The organism is Rhizobium sp. SU303 (assembly GCF_021052345.1).
GTDB lineage: Bacteria > Pseudomonadota > Alphaproteobacteria > Rhizobiales > Rhizobiaceae > Rhizobium > Rhizobium laguerreae.
Genome location: NZ_CP088096.1, coordinates 804,077 through 820,565 on the forward strand (window position 1 = coordinate 804,077; position 16,489 = coordinate 820,565).

12 protein-coding genes are annotated in these 16,489 nt (G+C 61.7%); 10 read left to right on the forward strand and 2 right to left on the reverse strand.

Annotated features, from left to right (window positions below):
• The first annotated feature begins 12 nt into the window (after positions 1–12).
• The 4 genes from RlegSU303_RS28400 to RlegSU303_RS28415 all read left to right on the forward strand — a co-directional run bounded on the left by RlegSU303_RS28400 (position 13) and on the right by RlegSU303_RS28415 (position 5,102).
• Positions 13–939, forward strand: coding sequence for a carbohydrate ABC transporter permease (locus RlegSU303_RS28400; protein ID WP_131718985.1), 927 nt, complete (start codon positions 13–15; stop codon positions 937–939).
• Positions 929–1,813 (forward strand): carbohydrate ABC transporter permease, encoded by an 885-nt coding sequence (locus RlegSU303_RS28405; RefSeq protein ID WP_094088237.1) that lies wholly within the window; start codon positions 929–931, stop codon positions 1,811–1,813. Before RlegSU303_RS28400 ends, RlegSU303_RS28405 begins: the two co-directional genes overlap by 11 nt.
• 201 nt (positions 1,814–2,014) lie before the next feature.
• Positions 2,015–2,944, forward strand: a complete 930-nt coding sequence (locus RlegSU303_RS28410) for a substrate-binding domain-containing protein (protein WP_131718984.1) — start codon at positions 2,015–2,017, stop codon at positions 2,942–2,944.
• A gap of 16 nt (positions 2,945–2,960) precedes the next feature.
• On the forward strand, positions 2,961–5,102 hold the full coding sequence (locus RlegSU303_RS28415) for a methyl-accepting chemotaxis protein (RefSeq protein ID WP_131718983.1): 2,142 nt from the start codon (positions 2,961–2,963) through the stop codon (positions 5,100–5,102).
• 72 nt (positions 5,103–5,174) lie between these two features.
• Here RlegSU303_RS28415 and RlegSU303_RS28420 read toward each other — a convergent pair whose 3' ends face one another.
• Together RlegSU303_RS28420 and RlegSU303_RS28425 are read right to left on the reverse strand one after the other, a co-directional pair.
• The gene (locus RlegSU303_RS28420) at positions 5,175–6,437 is read right to left on the reverse strand and encodes a DUF3422 domain-containing protein (RefSeq protein WP_131627523.1); all 1,263 of its coding nucleotides are present in this window, start codon (positions 6,435–6,437) and stop codon (positions 5,175–5,177) included.
• Between the two features lie 357 nt (positions 6,438–6,794).
• Complete coding sequence (locus RlegSU303_RS28425) at positions 6,795–8,081, reverse strand: ABC transporter substrate-binding protein (RefSeq protein WP_131620186.1); 1,287 nt, start codon at positions 8,079–8,081, stop codon at positions 6,795–6,797.
• A 192-nt stretch (positions 8,082–8,273) separates the two neighbouring features.
• On the opposite strand from RlegSU303_RS28425, the gene RlegSU303_RS28430 reads away from it, so the two are divergent.
• From RlegSU303_RS28430 to RlegSU303_RS28455, 6 genes are read left to right on the forward strand one after another with little or no spacing between them, the layout of a single operon-like run.
• On the forward strand, positions 8,274–10,799 hold the full coding sequence (locus RlegSU303_RS28430) for a hypothetical protein (protein WP_131718982.1): 2,526 nt from the start codon (positions 8,274–8,276) through the stop codon (positions 10,797–10,799).
• 15 nt (positions 10,800–10,814) lie between these two features.
• Complete coding sequence (gene bglB / locus RlegSU303_RS28435; protein ID WP_017956723.1) at positions 10,815–11,909, forward strand: beta-galactosidase BglB; 1,095 nt, start codon at positions 10,815–10,817, stop codon at positions 11,907–11,909.
• Entirely contained in the window at positions 11,906–13,270 is a 1,365-nt protein-coding gene (gene pglB, locus RlegSU303_RS28440) for a polygalacturonase PglB (protein WP_131627519.1), read from the forward strand. The genes bglB and pglB overlap by 4 nt, the downstream gene beginning before the upstream one ends.
• Positions 13,258–14,364 (forward strand): ABC transporter ATP-binding protein, encoded by a 1,107-nt coding sequence (locus RlegSU303_RS28445; RefSeq protein ID WP_131627517.1) that lies wholly within the window; start codon positions 13,258–13,260, stop codon positions 14,362–14,364. The genes pglB and RlegSU303_RS28445 overlap by 13 nt, the downstream gene beginning before the upstream one ends.
• Before the next feature lie 2 nt (positions 14,365–14,366).
• The gene (locus RlegSU303_RS28450) at positions 14,367–15,362 is read left to right on the forward strand and encodes a carbohydrate ABC transporter permease (RefSeq protein ID WP_017956720.1); all 996 of its coding nucleotides are present in this window, start codon (positions 14,367–14,369) and stop codon (positions 15,360–15,362) included.
• Position 15,363: 1 nt separating this feature from the next.
• On the forward strand, positions 15,364–16,410 hold the full coding sequence (locus RlegSU303_RS28455) for a carbohydrate ABC transporter permease (protein WP_017956719.1): 1,047 nt from the start codon (positions 15,364–15,366) through the stop codon (positions 16,408–16,410).
• The last annotated feature ends 79 nt before the right edge of the window (positions 16,411–16,489 follow it).

Consider the following 16,489-nt stretch of genomic DNA (forward strand, 5'->3'; position numbering starts at 1 on the left):
ATGGAGGAAGACATGTCGCAAAGCGCTGTTGCCGAAGTTCCCTTGCAGCCCGGTCGGCCCCGGCTCTTCCTGAAGCCGGAGACGCAGACAGCCATGCTGTTCCTGTTGCCGAGTTTCCTCGGCTTCATGGTCTTCATGGCCTTGCCGATTCTGGCGTCGCTGGCGCTCAGCTTTACCAACTGGCAGCTGATCTCGACGCCGTCCTTCGTCGGCTTTCAGAATTACATCAGGCTCTTCACTGTCGATCCGGCCTTCTACACCGTGCTGAGCAACACGCTGTTCTTCGCCGTCGAGTATTTGGCGCTGAATATCATCGTTTCGCTGACGCTCGCGGTCTGGATATCGAGCCTGAAGCGCGGCAAGGCGATCTTCCGGGTGATCTTCTTCCTGCCGGCCTTCACGCCGACGATCGCGGCGTCGGTGGTCTGGCTGCTGATCTTCACGCCGGACGGGCTGGCCGATACCATCATCCGCGCGCTCGGCCTCGGCCTGCCGAATTTCCTGCTGAACTCGACCTGGGCCATGCAGGCGGTCGTGCTTGTCACCCTGTGGGCGAATGTCGGCTATAACGTCGTGATGTTCAACGCCGCCCTCGACCTGGTGCCGAAGCATTATCTCGAGGCGGCGACGATCGACGGCGCCAATGCCTGGCAGCGCTTCTGGCGCATCCGCCTACCGCTCATCTCGCCGACCATCTTCTTTGGCACCGTGATGACGGCGATCACCTCGCTGCAGGTCTTCGACGAGATATTCGCGATGACGCGCGGCGGCCCGGGCTCGGCAACGGCGACGCTCGGTTTCGCCATCTACCAGAAGGGCTTCACCAACTTTCAGATGGGCTATGCCTCCGCATTGGCCTGGGTGATGTTCGTCATGATCATGGCGCTCACCATCCTGCAATTTCACATGCAGCGCAAATGGGTGCATTATGACGATTGATCCGACCTCACGGCACCCGCATTCCATGTCTCAGCATCGTCACCGCCTATTGCGGCGCGTCGGCACCTTCGTCAGTTACACGGCGCTTTCGCTGATCGCGCTGCTTTTCCTCTTCCCCTTTTTCTGGATGGTGTCGAACGCGGTGCGTTCCAATGCCGAGGTGATGGCCGTGCCGGTCCGCATCTTGCCCGAGGAATATCATTGGGGAACATTCGTCGAAGCGCTGGTTTCCCTGCCGTTCGGAACCTTCCTGTTGAATTCCTTCGTGGTCGCCTGCGGCGTTACGGCGATCGTGATTGCGGTATCCTGCCTGTCGGCCTACGCCTTCGCCCGGCTGAGGTTTCCCGGCCGGGAGGGGCTGCTGCTTACCTATCTCAGCACGCTGATGATCCCGCAGGTGATGCTGGTCATTCCGCTCTTCCTCATCGTCAGCAAGTTCGGCTGGATCAACACCTATCACGGCATGATCCTGCCGGTCGCCTTCAGCTCTTTCGGCACCTTTCTGCTGCGGCAGTTCATCCTCGGCATTCCCAAGGATCTCGACGAGGCGGCGATGATGGACGGGGCTTCGCGCCTGCGCATCCTGGTCACGGTCATCATTCCGCTTGCCATGCCGGCCATCGGCCTGCTGGCGCTATTCACCTTCATCGCACAATGGAAGAGTTTCCTCTGGCCGCTGATCGCCACCAGCGGCGTCGAAATGGCCACGCTGCCGCTCGGGCTCACCCTGTTCCAGACACAGCAGGGCACCGCCTGGAACTACATCATGGCCGGTGCGACGATCTCCATGGTGCCCGGCGTCATTCTGGCCATCGTGCTGCAGAGGGTGATCTACAAGGGCATTACCGTCAGCTCCGGCTTTGGTGGGCGCTAATCTTCATAAGAACGAAGATTTAAGCGCATCACATCAAGTTTGCTGTGATGCCATTCAAGTCCGCTCGGTTGCCGCCGAAGAAGGCGCTGCTGCCGCGGCAAGATCATGCCCTCGCGCTTAACTTTTGCTTCCGGAAGAAAAGTAAAATTTAACCAAACTTTGAAATAACCCCTTCATATCCGAATTGCGCCAGGGGAATTCATGAAAACGGCCACGCTTGCATCCATCGCCTTGGCGATATCGATCTCTGCTGCCCATGCTCAGACGATCGGGGTTTCGATGTCCGATCTCGACAAATTCAGAACAGCACTTCTGAACGGCGTCGTCTCACATGTACAGACGATATCAGGCCTCAAGCTCGTCACCGAAAGCGCCAAGGGCGACAACGAGCTCCAGAAGAAGCAGGTCCAGCAGTTCGTTGCCGACAAGGTCGACGCGATCATCGTTGCCGTCTCCGATGGCGATCTCGGGCCGCAAATGACCAAGATCGCGGCAGATGCGGGCATTCCGCTGATCTACATCAACAACGTCCCTTCCAACCTCATGGACCTGCCTGATAATCAGGTAGTGGTGGCCTCCAACGAGAAAGAGTCGGGAACGCTGGAGACCAAGCAGGTCTGCACGCTCCTCAAAGGCAAAGGCCGCGTCGTCGTACTGATGGGCGAACCCTTCCATGCAGCCGCCCGCGCCCGTACCCAAGACATATCAGACGTCATCGCCACCCCGGATTGCAAGGGTCTTCAGATCGTCGAGCGGCAGGCCGCCTATTGGTCGAGCGATTATGCCGACCAGCAGATGCAGGAATGGCTGTCGGCCGGCGTCAAGTTCGACGCTGTTATCGCCAATAACGACGAGATGGCGCTCGGCGCGATCCGGGCCATGAAGAAGAACAATATTCCGATGAAAGATGTCGTCGTCGCCGGTGTCGACGCGACCGATGACGCGCTCGCCGCGATGGTGGCCGGCGATCTCGACGTCACCATTCTCCAGAGCGCCGTCGGACAGGGTGCTGCCGCTGTCGACGCTGCCGTCAAGTTGATCCGCAAAGAGAAGGTGCCGCGCGAAAACAACGTTCCATTCGAACTCGTCACACCTGAGAACATTGCCACCTATCTGCCGAAGAGCCAGTGAGCATAAGAGGACTATGATGTTGCATTTCTGGAATAAATTCGGCATTCGCGCACAGATCACCTCCGGCTTCGTGCCACTGATCCTGTTGATGAGCCTGCTCACGATCAGCGCGATCTCGGGTATGAACGGGCTCGCCTCGATCTTCTCGTCCTATCGGGTCACGGCCGGCCAAAGTCTCGCCATCTCGGACTACAGCGACCAACTGAACGAGATTCAGATGTCGGCGGAAGCCTTCCGCTCCACGCCGACGCAGGCTGTCGTCGAGCGCTTCCGCGCCGGCGTGAAGGCGTTCGACGCCGACGATCCGCGTTTTGCCGGCAACAAGGACCTGCAGTCCGGTCTTGCGGCGATCCGCCAGGACATCGCCACCTATGGCAAGGCTTTCGAAGAAATCGTTGCGCTGCAGGCCAGGCGTGATGCCTTGATCTCCAAGGTCACCGAATTCGGCCCCTGGACCAGTATTGCGCTCAACGATGTCGTGCGCAGCGCCTGGCGCCAGAATGATGTGCCGCTGCTGCAGATGACGGCGGCGACACTGGAGGCGTTGAACCGCAGCCTCTATTTCTCCGAACGCTTCGTGCATTCCGATGATTTTGCGGCCTATGACACGGCGCAGGCAGCACTGGCCGAAGCGGTCGCGCTCAACGAAGCTGCCGCAAAAGCCGCAAAGAACGAGCTGCAGAAGAAGCGCCTGATGGGCGCCGGCCAGCTGATGCAGAATTACACCGCCCGTCTCGGCGACATGAAGGACGTGCTGCAGGCCTCGGGCAACATCCGCCAGACGCAGCTCAGCGTGCTCGCGCCGAAAATCTCGGATGGCTTCAAGGATCTGCAGGCAACCGTTACCGGTGCGCAGAAGACCCTTGATGGTTCGGTGGACGCAACGGTTGCCTCCGCGACCAGCACAACGCTGGTCATCAGTGGGCTGCTGATCGTTATCGGCCTCGTGCTTTCCTATTTCGTCGGCCGGCTGATTTCCTCGGCGGTGCGCAACATGGCGCAGTCCATGGAGCGGCTTGCCCGCGGTGAGGAAGGAATTGTGATAACGGGCGTCGAGCACCGCCACGAGCTGGGGGCCATGGCGCGTTCGCTGAAGGTTTTCCAGGAAACGGGGCGCGCCAAGCTGATTGCGGAAGCCAATGCCGAACGCGCCCGCCTGGCGGCCGAAGAAGAGCGGCTGCGCCAGGAGGCCGAGCGGCTCAGCGATGCGCAGGTGATGGAGCATGCCTTCCGCCAGATCTCTGTCGGGCTGGACGCACTCTCGAAGGGCGACCTCACTGTCCGCGTCGGCGAAGTCGACCATCGCTATGTCAGGATCCGGGATCATTTCAACAATTCGGTCGCGAGCCTCGAAGAGGCGGTTGACGCCGTCATCCGCGCGGTCGGCACCATCCGATCCGGCCTTGCGGAAATCTCCACCGCTTCCAACGATCTCGCCCGCCGCACCGAGCAGCAGGCAGCCTCGCTGGAGGAGACCGTCGCGGCGCTGGGTGAGGTGACCCGCGGCGTCAATGGAACGGCGGAGGGCGCAAGCCGCGCCCAGGGTGTCGTGGCAACCGCCCGCACCAATGCGGAAAAGGGCGGCGAGATCGTTGCCCGCGCAATCGATGCGATGACGGAAATTCAAAATTCGTCGTCCAAAATCGGCAACATCATCAGCGTCATCGACGAGATTGCCTTCCAGACCAACCTGCTGGCGCTGAATGCCGGCGTGGAAGCGGCGCGCGCCGGCGAGGCCGGCAAGGGCTTTGCCGTCGTCGCCCAGGAAGTCCGCGAGCTCGCCCAGCGCTCCGCCAACGCGGCAAGGGAGATCAAGCAGCTGATCTCCACCTCCTCGGCGCAGGTCAAGACCGGCGTTCAGCTGGTAGGCGAATCCGGCCTTTCGCTCGAACAGATCGTCGAGCAGGTCACGGCCATGAATGCGACCGTGGCCGAGATCGCCGTTGCCGCCCGCGAGCAGGCGACCAGCCTGCGCGAGGTCTCGGCTGCCGGCGACCAGATGGACAAGGTGACGCAGCAGAACGCCGCGATGGTCGAAGAGACCACGGCGGCTGCCCAGAGCCTGACCCATGAAACTGAAAGCCTTGCCGAGCTGCTGCGGCGGTTCAGGACGGGCAGTGGCCGGGCATCGGAACGCCACTACGCAATGGCATCCTGACGTTCTTCCGGTACAGCTAAGAAAACGCCGCCGTCTCGAAAGGGCGGCGGTGAGCGAGTATCTGACGCCGCGTCAGTGGCTCTCGGATGCAGGGCTGTTGGAGTGGCCGGCAATGCTCTTTCGAACATGACGAACTGCCGCCCAGACGGCGAAGAGCACGAGCGGGATGGCGCCGAGAACGGCGAGCTTCGTCACGTGCGGATCGACGCCCAGTTCAGAAATGCTTTCCAGGCAGATCTTTGCGAGGCCGACGGTGTAATAGGTAATGGCGATGACGGAGAAGCCTTCGACCGCCTGCTGGATATGCACCTGGATGCGCGCCCGCTCTTCCATTGAGGTCAGCAGTGAGGCGTTCTGATCTTCGAGCTGCACCTGCACGGTGGTTCTGAGCAGGTCTCCGGCCAGGCTCACGCGTTCGGCCAGTTCATCGAGGCGGCGTTCGGCGGCGTGAACCGCACGGACGGCCGGCTGAAACCGCCGGTCGATGAAGGTGCCGATCCGCTGGCGCTGCTCGACGCGCTCCTCGCGCAGCTCCGACGATCTGCTCGCGACGATCTCGGCATAGGCTTTCGTCGCGCCGAAGCGGTGGCGGGCGAGAGCGGAGAAATTGAGCACATCCGACGAAAGCTTGGTGACCTCGGAAAGCAGGGCTTTGTCGACCTTGACCGCACTCTGCATATGCGAGATCAGCAGGTCGAGGCGCCGGTCGAAGATCGAGAGCTTCGACACCGTCTCGCGCGCCATCGGCAGCGCCAGTAGCGCCATCATCCGGTACGTCTCGATCTCCAGGAAACGCCTGACCATCCGGCCGGTGCGATAGGCGTTGAGATTGCGGTTGAAGAACAGGAATTCCACGAAGCCGCTGTCGGTCAGCCGGAAGTTCGAATGCACTTCAGCGTCGCCGCCGCCGACCTGTGAAGCGACATAGTCGAGCTTCGGTTTTTCCGGACGCTGCCCGTCCTTCTCGTCCCGCACGAGCACCCGGACCGCCGCGATGACCTTTCCGTCGATCTGACGGCAGCAGGCCTGAAAGGCTTCCGGCGGATTGCTGCCGGGCTCGGCCGACGCGGGAACGACGAAGGTCAGCGTCAGAAACTCGGTATGCGCCTCCCACTTCAGCCGGCCATCGCCGATGCGGCCGATGCCGTGGTTGCCTTCGCGGGTCGTGGAAACGTCCTCCAGTCCTGGCAGGGAATTGGGCATTTGAGGAGGGGCATTGTCGCCGACGATGGCGACATGCCACACATCCGTGTCGCCATCGAAGTAAAGCGACGGCCGCGCGTGGAGCTCGTTGTGAAGTTCCCTTCGCAGCGGATGCTCGGAGCCCATCGGCATGGAAATGCACCTCTATACGGATGGACAGCGCTGGGTCGCCGGAGGTAACCGGGTTGCCGGCATTTGTGAGTTGACCATGGCGCCTGCGAGCCGGCGAAGGCTGACAACGCCTATAACCTCTCTCGAACCGCGTGTCACCATTCCTTCGCCAGTCGCCGCCGTTCCCAGCATCGCGCCGCGGAACTGGCGACGCTACATTTCCTGGCGGCAGTTGTAGTGTGGTTCAGATCGTCGACAATTGGAAACCGATCAAAGTGTCGGAGAGGACGCCAGGCAGGGCGAAAAACGATCAGCCACGGCCCGTTGCGAGGCCGTGGCTGACGCAGCGCGCAATCTGTGGGAGACAGGCGCGGCCGGTTACTTGTTGGCGGCGAGCGCCACGTTGACCTTGTCGACGTCCGCGCTCATCGCCTTGAAGGTCTCGTCGAGGGAAAGCTCGCCGACGATCAGCTGGCTCATCCGCTGGACGATCAGCTGATAGATGGCGGAGGAGCCCTTGAGGCGTTCCAGGTCGCGGGCTGCCTTCGGTGCGCTGTTGCGGCTTCCGAGGAAGACGGCCATGGCATCCTTGGCGTTCTTGCTCTCGAGCTTGTATTGCGGGTCCTTGATGTCGGCGCCGGTCAGGATGACGTAGTTTTCGGCGATTTCACGCTGGACCTTTTCAGAGCCGAGGAATTCGATGAAGGCGGCGACGGCCTCCGGATGCTTGGTGCGCTTGAAGCCGACGATCGCGGTGCCACCGGGCATCGCATAGCAACCGGCATCGCCGCAGGGGGCGCTGATCGCCGTCCAGTCGAAGGCGTCGCCGATCTTCTTCTGGAACGGATTGACCATCCAGTTGCCGGCGACATACGTCACGACATTGCCGTTGACGAATTCGTCGCCCATGTTCTTGTACTGGGTTCCGCCGGCCGCACCCCACATTTCCTTGGGGAAAGAGCCGTCCTTCGTCCAGTTGTAGAGATCGGTGATGTAGCGCTTGGCGGCATCGTCGGGGAACGAGAACTTGCCGTCCTTGACGTAATTCGAGCCGTAGGAGAAGGCCGCGCCGGAGAAGCGATGGCCCGAGCGGTCCATCGTGAAGGGGATCTGGGCGCCGGTCGCCTTGGCGACGCGCGCCGAGGCTTCGACGATATCCTTCAGCGTGGCTGTCGGCTTCGGAAGTGGTTCATTCGCCTGTTCGAAGAGCGTCTTGTTGACGAAGGGCAGGTTGAAGGTCTGCGACGCGACATAGCCGTTGATCGAGTTCGGATCGTTGACGCCCGGGAAGCGAAGCGTGTTCAAGCTTTCGCCATGCAGCTTGGCGAAGCCATCCGGGTCTTTCATCAAGGGGCGCATGTCGAGATAGTAGGGCGCCAGCTGCCAGTCGGTGATCTTGGCGATGTCAGGACCTTCGCCGATGGCAAGCTGTACCGGCAGCTGCTTGGCGACTGCGTCATAACCCGACGAGACGAAATTCACCTTGATGTCGGGATGCGCCGTCTCGAATTCCTTGCTGAGCGCTTCCATCCGTTCGACATAAGCCTGGTCGTCGTCGGTGAAGAGAAAGGTAATCGTCTGGGTTTCCGCCATGGCGACACTCGACCAGGCGAAAGAAGCGGTGGCCAGCGCCAGTGCGAAAGCCCCTAATAGATAGGTTTTCATTTTCATCCTCCCATGAAAATATTTTCATCAATCGCGGCATCAGCCGTCGATATGTGAATTTCATATACTTGACATTCGTTCCGTTCAAGCTATTTCCTGAGCAAATAGCGATGTTTTTGAGCAAATTTCAAAAATAACGTACCCAAACAACCTGATGAAAATATTTTCATAGGATTGCAGAGGAGGCGATCTGTGAAAACGGAAAGCATCAAGCAGCCGGACGACAAGGCGCCGACATACAGCGTGGCCGAGCGGCAGACGATAACGGCATGGGCTGTTTCCGCCCTCATCGTCAGCTATTTTCCCGGCGAACCGGCTCCGGCCGAAGATCGGGTGAAGTATCGCTTCATCAATGGTTTCGTCGATGTCGGCGATCTGCCTTGCCGCAAGGCGTTCTGGTCCACCATGGTGGGCCGCGCGCTCATCCCCGACACGTCCTGGCCGACCGAAAGCCTCTATCTTCCCGGCTCGAACCGCCGCGTCGAGTTTACCGGCTTCTGGCATGTGCCCACGCATGTCAGGCGCTGGTTGAAGGGCACGTTCCGGACGGAGGCCCCGCGCACGCTCAATCTCGCGCTCAAGACCTGCGGCGGTGTTCGCATATGGGTCAACGGGCAGGAGGCTGCGCGCTTCGAGCCCTTCAAGCGCAACGTCGAGAGCGCAACAGAGATAATGCTGCCGCTCGCAGCCGGCGACAACGAGATTCTCGTTCATACCGAAGACCTTGCCGAGCGCGATACGACCTGGTTCTTCGAGCTCGAGATGCTGGACAAGGAGCCGCTCTCGGTTCTGCTGCCGGTCGCACTTGATCAGGACGAGGTGCGCGAACTGGAAGCGCTTTCGCGTGGCGTGCGCCCGGCGCGCGACGTTTTCGTCAACCAGCCGTTGGAAATCGTCTTCGATACCGCACCCGGGCGCGACCTGCCGGTGGAGCTCAAGGTGGTCGGCCACGGCCACGAACGGCCGGTTCTCGCCCATTCGAAACTGACCCTTCACGCCCATCAGGGTGGTCTGCTGATCGCCGAGGATGTCTGCGGCATTGCCGACGGTTATCACGGCATCCACATGACGATCGGCTCCGGGCCTGGCTCGGTCACCCGCGTCATCGATGCCGCCTTCATGAGCAGCATTTCGCCGTTGCCGGCCGAGGCGTCGCTCGCCGCCCGCAAGTGGCAGGCACTGGAATACAGCGCCCGCTTCGGCGCAAACCGCGTCGGGCGCCTGATCGCGATGATGGAAACCGGCCACCACGACCAGGAAAGCTTCGACCGCATCATCGACGCGACGCTCGCCTCCATCGATGCGCGGGAGGATTGCTCGGATTTCATCATGGTGCCGTTGTTGTGGCTGCTCGGCGCCTATGCCGACCGGATGCCCGACGCCGTGGTCGCTCGCATCCGGCATTCCGTTCGCTCCTACCGCTACTGGGTCGACGAGCCGGGCAACGACGCGATGTGGTTCTGGAGCGAGAACCACGTGCTCTGCTTCCATACGAGCCAGCTACTGGCCGGACTTCTCCTGCCCGACGAGGTGTTTTCGGCCTCGGGCCGGACGGGGCGGCAGCAGGCGGAACTCGGCCGTGAGCGGCTCGGGCGCTGGTTCGACAGCGTCGAAGCCCATGGGTTGGCGGAGTGGAACTCGGCCGCCTATTACCCGATCGATTTCATCGGCCTGCTGGCGCTGGAGCGCTGGGCTGAGGCGGCGATGTCAGCGCGCGCCCGCGCCCAGATCGATCTCATCTTCCGGATGATCGCTCTTCATACGCTCGCAGGTGTTCCGGCCGGATCGCAGGGCCGCGCCTATGACAAGGAGTTGCGCGCCGGCCCGCTGACCGAGCTCGCGCCCTTCGCCCAGGTCGCTTTCGGAACCGGCTGGTTGAACAACGGTGTTGCGGCATTGACCATGTTCTGCGCCGGCGGCTACGAGCCGCCCGCCGATCTCGCTGAACTTGCTTCGCTGTCGCGAGGAAGAAGCGTCGAAGCGCGTTACAGCCAGGGGCTCGAGAGCGGAAAACTGGTGCTGTTCAAGAACGAGGCAGCGCAGCTTTCGACGGTCGTCGATCACAAGACCGGCCAGAAGGGGCACCAGCAGCATGTCATTGACATCAGGCTGGCCGGCCACCCGATGGCGAGGCTGTGGGTCAATCATCCCGGTGAGGACGATCCCTGGGGCAATCAAAGGCCGTCCTATTGGGCCGGCAACGGCATCCTGCCGCGCGTTGCCCAGCATCGCGACGTCGCCCTCCTGATCGAGGACACAAGCGACGCACGCCATGCATGGACGCACGCCTATATCGGCCGCGACGGGCTGGACGATCTCATCATCGAAGACAAGTGGCTCATCGCGCGATCGGGTCGGGGATTTTCCGCCCTCTGGGCGTCGAACGGCTTGGAGCTGATCACCGATGGCCCGACCGCCGGCCGGGAGGCGCGCTCCCACGGAGAGCTTTGCGGTTGGGCTGGTATCGTCGGATGCGGCAATGGCGACGCCTTCAAGACGTTCATCGAGCGCCTGCGCCGGACGACGATTTCCTTCGATCCCGGGCTTCGGCGTCTCTCCCTCACTCCGCCGGGCGGCCCGGCGATCTGCCTGTCCTATGCTGACGGTCTTTCGATCGGCGGCGAGGCGAGGCCCTTCACGCACGAGCAGCCGCAGCCGATCCTCACCCACGACAGTGCAGCCTCCGGCGCGGGTACTGACGGGCCGTTCTACTCTTAAACATAGGTCTCCTGCATGAACACAACATCTGTCGATAACGCCGCCCTCCTGACGACGATCGATCGCGTGGCAACGGCTTTCAGCCGGCTCAGAGGCATCAAGGAAGGTCTCGTGACCGGAAATTCCGCCTCCGGAATCCAGTTCGACGAATGGGACTGGGAAGTCGGTGTCGGTCTTTACGGCTTCCTGCGGCGCGCCATTTCCACCAATGATCAGAAAGCGCTGCAGGAGCTCGTCGCCTGGTATGCCGGCCAGATCGAACGCGGCCTGCCGCCACGCCAGATCAACAGCACGGCGCCGATGCTGCCGCTTGCAATCCTCGTCCAGCATGTCGACCGTCCCGATTTTCGTGCTCTCGTCGAGGACTGGGCCGAATGGCTCGTCAAGGAACTGCCCAAGACCGAGGACGGCGGCTTTCAGCACGTCGTCAAGGAGCGTCTCAACGACGGCGAATTGTGGGATGATACGCTGTTCATGGCCTGCCTGTTTCTCGCCCGGGCCGGCGTGCTCTGCGAGCGCAGCGAGTGGATCGACGAGGCCGTTTATCAGTTCGTGATCCACACCCGCTATCTCTCCGATCCGGTGAGCGGCCTCTGGTATCATGGCTGGACCTTCAACGGCCGGCACAATTTCGCCAATGCCTTCTGGGCGCGCGGCAATGCCTGGATCACTGTCGCCATCCCCGAGCTCTTCGATCTCGTTCCGACGCTCGGCGAGAAGGACCGGCGGTTTCTATCGAATGTTCTCGTCAGCCAGGTGCGCTCCTTGAAAGCATACCAGCGGCCGGACGGGATGTTCACCACCCTTCTGGACGATCCGTCGTCGCCGCTGGAAACCTCGGCCACGGCAGGCATTGCCTACGGCATATTGCGGGCCATCGATGCCGGTATTCTCGACAAGGACGACAGGGCCTATGCGGAGCGCGCGCTTGCGGCGGTGTTGGCGCAGATCGACGAAGAAGGTGTCGTCCACGGCGTCTCGGACGGCACGCCGATGGGCCATGACCTCGATTTCTACCGGCGCATCCCCAACGTGCCGACGCCTTATGGCCAGGCGCTGACCATGCTGCTGCTGACGGAAGTCTTTCTCAAGAACGGCGAGCGCCAATGAGCCCTGTGTCTCTCGTCGCGATCGAGCCGGCGCGGGGTGACGATACGGTCCGCCTTCAGGCGGCTATCGACAGCCTGTCGGCTTCGGGCGGCGGACGCGTGGAGCTCATGGCCGGCATTCATGTCTGCCGCGGGCTCCAGCTCAGATCCGGCGTCGACCTTCATCTGGCCACCGGCGCGATCCTGCGTCCCGTTCCGGACTATGCCGCCTATGCGCATACGAGTGTTTCGGTGATCGCCGAAAAATCGGACCGCGGGATGATAGTCGCAAAGGATGCGCGGCGGATCAGCCTGACGGGGGCGGGTCGCATCGAAGCCGGTTGCGACAGCTTCATCGTGGGGGACGACGAGACGGTGGGAACTTTCATCCCGGCCGAATTTCGTCCCCGCGTCGTCGTCTTCGAGGACTGCGACGAGGTCGAGATCAGCTCCGTCCATATCAGCCGCTCGCCGATGTGGACGCTGCACTTCGTCAACTGCACCGATGTCGCGGTCAGGAACGTGACCATCGACAACGACCGCCGCCTTCCCAATACCGACGGCATCGTGCTGGATGCCTGCCGCGGCGCCGTTATCGAGGACTGCCGGATATCGACGGCCGACGATGGCATATGCCTGAAGACGAGCATTGGTCCCGACCGTGTCGCCATCGGGCGATGCGAGAACATTCTTGTCCGCCGCTGCTCCGTTCAGAGCCTCAGCTGTGCGCTAAAGATCGGCACTGAAACCCATGGCGACGTCACCAATGTCGTGTTCGAGGATTGCAACGTCTCATCCTCCAACAGGGCGCTCGGCATATTTTCCCGCGACGGCGGCCGGATATCGAACGTGAGGTTTTCACGAATTGCGGTAGAGTGCCGCGAGACCCCCGATGGTTTCTGGGGCTCGGGGGAGGCGCTGACGGTCAATGTCGTCGATCGTGTCGCGGAGCGTACGGCAGGTACCATCGAAAATCTCATCGTCGAGGACATAACCGGTCGGATGGAGGGGGCGATCACGGTCATTTCGACCTCGTCGGCCGGGATCCGGAACGCATCGCTTGCGCGCATCGCTATAGACCAGCAGCCGGGGCAACTCGGCACGGCACGATCCTATGATTTGCGTCCGACGAACGCCGACCTTTCCCCGAAAGCCGATGGCGGCGGTCGCGCCAATGCCTGGACCCGCGGGTCGGACGGCCGGGTGATTGGTCTTGAGCACTATCCGGGAGGAATGCCGGCCGTCTACGTGGCTGATGTCACCGGGATCTTGATGAACGAGGTGCGGATCACGAGGCCGACACCGCTGCCGCAAGGCTGGAACAAAAAAGACGCCGTCTTCGAAACGGCGGCACCTGATGGGAGTGGGACATGGCAGAACTGAAACTTTCCAACGTCAACAAGTCGTATGGCTCGGTCAAAGTCCTGCATGACGTCGAACTCGATATCCAAGACGGCGAATTCGTCGTCTTCGTCGGCCCGTCGGGATGCGGCAAGTCGACCCTGCTGCGTGTCATCGCCGGCCTCGAGGAGGTCACGGAGGGCGCAATCGCGATTGGCGGCCGCGACGTCAGCGCGCTCTCGCCGGCGGAGCGCAAGATCGCAATGGTCTTCCAGTCCTACGCGCTCTATCCGCATATGAGCGTTCGCAAGAACCTCGCTTTCGGCCTGGAGAACCTGAAGTTCAAGCGTGCCGAGATCGAAGCGCGGATTGCCGAAGCCGCCAGGATGCTGGCGATCGAACCCTATCTGGACCGACGGCCGAAGCAGCTTTCGGGCGGCCAGCGCCAGCGCGTGGCGATCGGCCGGGCCATCGTGCGCGAACCGGACATTTTTCTCTTCGACGAGCCGTTGTCCAATCTCGACGCGGCGCTACGCGTCCAGACCCGGGCCGAGATCACCAAGCTCCACCGCGAGATCAAGACGACGATGATCTATGTCACGCATGACCAGGTCGAGGCGATGACGATGGCCGACAAGATCGTCGTGCTGCGCGCCGGCCGGGTCGAGCAGGTCGGAGCACCGCTGGACCTGTTCGACAGCCCGCGCAATCTCTTCGTCGCGGGCTTCCTCGGCTCGCCGCGCATGAACATCATCAAGGGCAAGGTATCCGGCATCGGCGAAAGCGGCGTCGTCATCGATGTCGGCAACGGTGGCAGCATCGTCAGCGATGTCGATCTCGCCGGCATTGCGGTCGGCCAGGCCGTTCTCGCCGGTATCCGGCCCGCGCATTTTTCACGCTCCAGCGAGCAGGGCCTGCCGTTCATCGTCCAGTATCACGAGGGCCTCGGCACTGAAACCTATGTTTACGGCAACCTTGCCGGGCAAGACGAGCAGATCATCATTCACGAGGCCGGCCATTTCGCGCCGGCGCCTGGTGATCACATCCTGATCAACGCCGCCCCTGGGCGGGTTCATCTGTTCGATCCCGAAAACGGCCTCGCTTTTGACCGGCGGCCCGGACAGGGGAGACGCTGAACATGGCGGCATTCAAGGCAGGTGCATTGCTGTCCCAGACGGGGGAAACGGCGATGAGAGTGGTCGAAGCCCCGATAAATGTGATCGAGCGCATCTTCGGCCGCAAGCGTATGCCATGGCTGTTCCTGGCGCCGAACCTCGTTCTGTTCGCCATCTTCACGTTCCTTCCGATCGCGATCGCGGTCGGTTACGCCTTCACCGGCGGAACCAATCTTTTCGTCTCGGAACGCCCCTTCGTCGGCCTGGATAATTTCCGCACGCTGCTTTCCTGCGGCAATTATCTGCAGCCCGGAACCTGCCAGGAATCGCTGTTCTGGACGGCTGTGTGGAACACGCTCTGGTTCGTGGCCTTCAATGTCGTCGCTACATTGTTGGTGGCGCTGATCACGGCGCTGATTCTCAACCGGGCGATCTTTGCGCGCGGCTTCTTCCGGGCGATGTTCTTCTATCCCGTTTTGCTGTCGCCGGTCGTCATCGGCCTGATCTGGAAGTGGTTCCTCGATCGCAACGGGCTCCTGAACGCCTTCTTTCAGATGCTCGGCGTCCCCCCGGAGATCTTTCTGCTCGATGTTGGCTGGTCGCGCTTCTTCGTCGTCGTGGTGTCGGTCTGGTTCCACATGGGCTTTTACACACTCATCCTGCTCGCCGGCCTACAGGCGATCCCCAAGGAGCTCTACGAGGCTGCCTCCATCGACGCCGCGTCGCCGCGCCGCACGCTGTTCAGGATCACGCTTCCGCTCCTTGCTCCGAACCTGCTTGTCGTATTCATCCTTCTGATGATCAAGTCCGTGCAGATCTTTGACGAAGCCTGGGTTCTGACCAACGGCGGCGGTCCGGGCACGGCCAACAGCTTCATCGTCCAATATATCTACCAGATGGCATTCAGCAGCGATCTCCGCCTCTTCGGATTGGCCTCCGCCGCATCGGTTCTTATGGGGCTGGTGCTTCTGGTGCTCACCCTCATACAGCTGCGCCTCGGCAAGCGAATGGAGTCCTGAGATGAACCCGATCAGCTTTCTCTCGCGCACGCGCCGGGCCGGGCGCATCGACATCACCGATATATTGTCATGGGTCTGGCTGATCGGCGGCACGTTCGCCGTGCTCGTTCCCGTCGTCTGGGCGGGTCTCTCCTCGCTGAAGCCGGCAGCTGAGATCACCCGGTTTCCGCCGGCGCTGCTTCCGCGTGCCGCGGTGGAGCAGACGGTGCCCGGATTCGACAAACCGCTCAGCCTCTGGCAGGTGACCATCGACGGTAAGCCACGCGAGATGGCCATGGTCCGCCGCATTGGCCTCAAGGCCCAGATGGTCGATCCCGCAAATCCGGGACCACCCGTCAGCGTCGACGTCAAAGGGATGACGCCGGTGCAGCATTTAACCGTCGCCACCGAGAATTACACCGATCCGCTGACGCGCTTCAACTTCCTGACCTTCCTCAAGAACTCGGTGTTCGTCACCGTTGTTGCGACGCTTCTGACGCTCATCGTCAACGCCATGGCGGCCTTTGCGCTGTCGAAATACAAATTTCGTGGCGACACGACCGTTTTCGTCATCATCATCTCGACGCTGATGATCCCGCTCGCCGTCGTCATGGTGCCGGCCTATCTCGTCATCGTCGGGGTCGGCCTTGCCGACAATCTCTGGGGCGTCATCCTGCCGACGATCGCCTCTCCAACCGCCGTCTTCCTGCTGCGGCAATATATGCTGACCATACCCGATGAACTGATAGAGGCGGCGCGCGTCGATGCGGCGAGCGAATTCTGCATCTTCTGGCGCATCATACTGCCGCTGACGGCGCCGGCTCTCGCGGTGCTGGCGATCTTTTCCGTGCTCTGGCGCTGGAACGATTTCCTCTGGCCGCTCATCGTCCTCAACAGTCGCGAGAATTTCACCCTGCAGGTCGGCCTGAATGCATTCCAGGGAGAGTTCTCGGTGCAGTGGCACTATATCCTGGCGATGACGTTCCTCAGCCTGCTGCCTGTCACCGTCGTCTTCCTGTTCCTGCAGAAGTACATCACCACGGGCATCGCCGGAACAGGCATGAAGTGAACGGCCCTGTTCCCAACTAATCGCCTGGACCTCTCCAATTCCATCTACGAGATGCCGGAATACAGTATCACGCCCGGGA

Excerpts from the sequence above, each read along its gene's own strand:
- RlegSU303_RS28400 (WP_131718985.1), top strand. The coding sequence starts at position 13 with ATGTCGCAAAGCGCTGTTGCCGAAGTTCCCTTGCAGCCCGGTCGGCCC.
- RlegSU303_RS28410 (WP_131718984.1), top strand. The coding sequence starts at position 2,015 with ATGAAAACGGCCACGCTTGCATCCATCGCCTTGGCGATATCGATCTCT.
- pglB (WP_131627519.1), top strand. The coding sequence starts at position 11,906 with ATGAGCCCTGTGTCTCTCGTCGCGATCGAGCCGGCGCGGGGTGACGAT.
- RlegSU303_RS28450 (WP_017956720.1), top strand. The coding sequence starts at position 14,367 with ATGGCGGCATTCAAGGCAGGTGCATTGCTGTCCCAGACGGGGGAAACG.
- RlegSU303_RS28425 (WP_131620186.1), bottom strand. The coding sequence starts at position 8,081 with ATGAAAACCTATCTATTAGGGGCTTTCGCACTGGCGCTGGCCACCGCT.
- RlegSU303_RS28405 (WP_094088237.1), top strand. The coding sequence starts at position 929 with ATGACGATTGATCCGACCTCACGGCACCCGCATTCCATGTCTCAGCAT.
- RlegSU303_RS28415 (WP_131718983.1), top strand. The coding sequence starts at position 2,961 with ATGTTGCATTTCTGGAATAAATTCGGCATTCGCGCACAGATCACCTCC.
- bglB (WP_017956723.1), top strand. The coding sequence starts at position 10,815 with ATGAACACAACATCTGTCGATAACGCCGCCCTCCTGACGACGATCGAT.
- RlegSU303_RS28455 (WP_017956719.1), top strand. The coding sequence starts at position 15,364 with ATGAACCCGATCAGCTTTCTCTCGCGCACGCGCCGGGCCGGGCGCATC.
- RlegSU303_RS28445 (WP_131627517.1), top strand. The coding sequence starts at position 13,258 with ATGGCAGAACTGAAACTTTCCAACGTCAACAAGTCGTATGGCTCGGTC.
- RlegSU303_RS28420 (WP_131627523.1), bottom strand. The coding sequence starts at position 6,437 with ATGCCGATGGGCTCCGAGCATCCGCTGCGAAGGGAACTTCACAACGAG.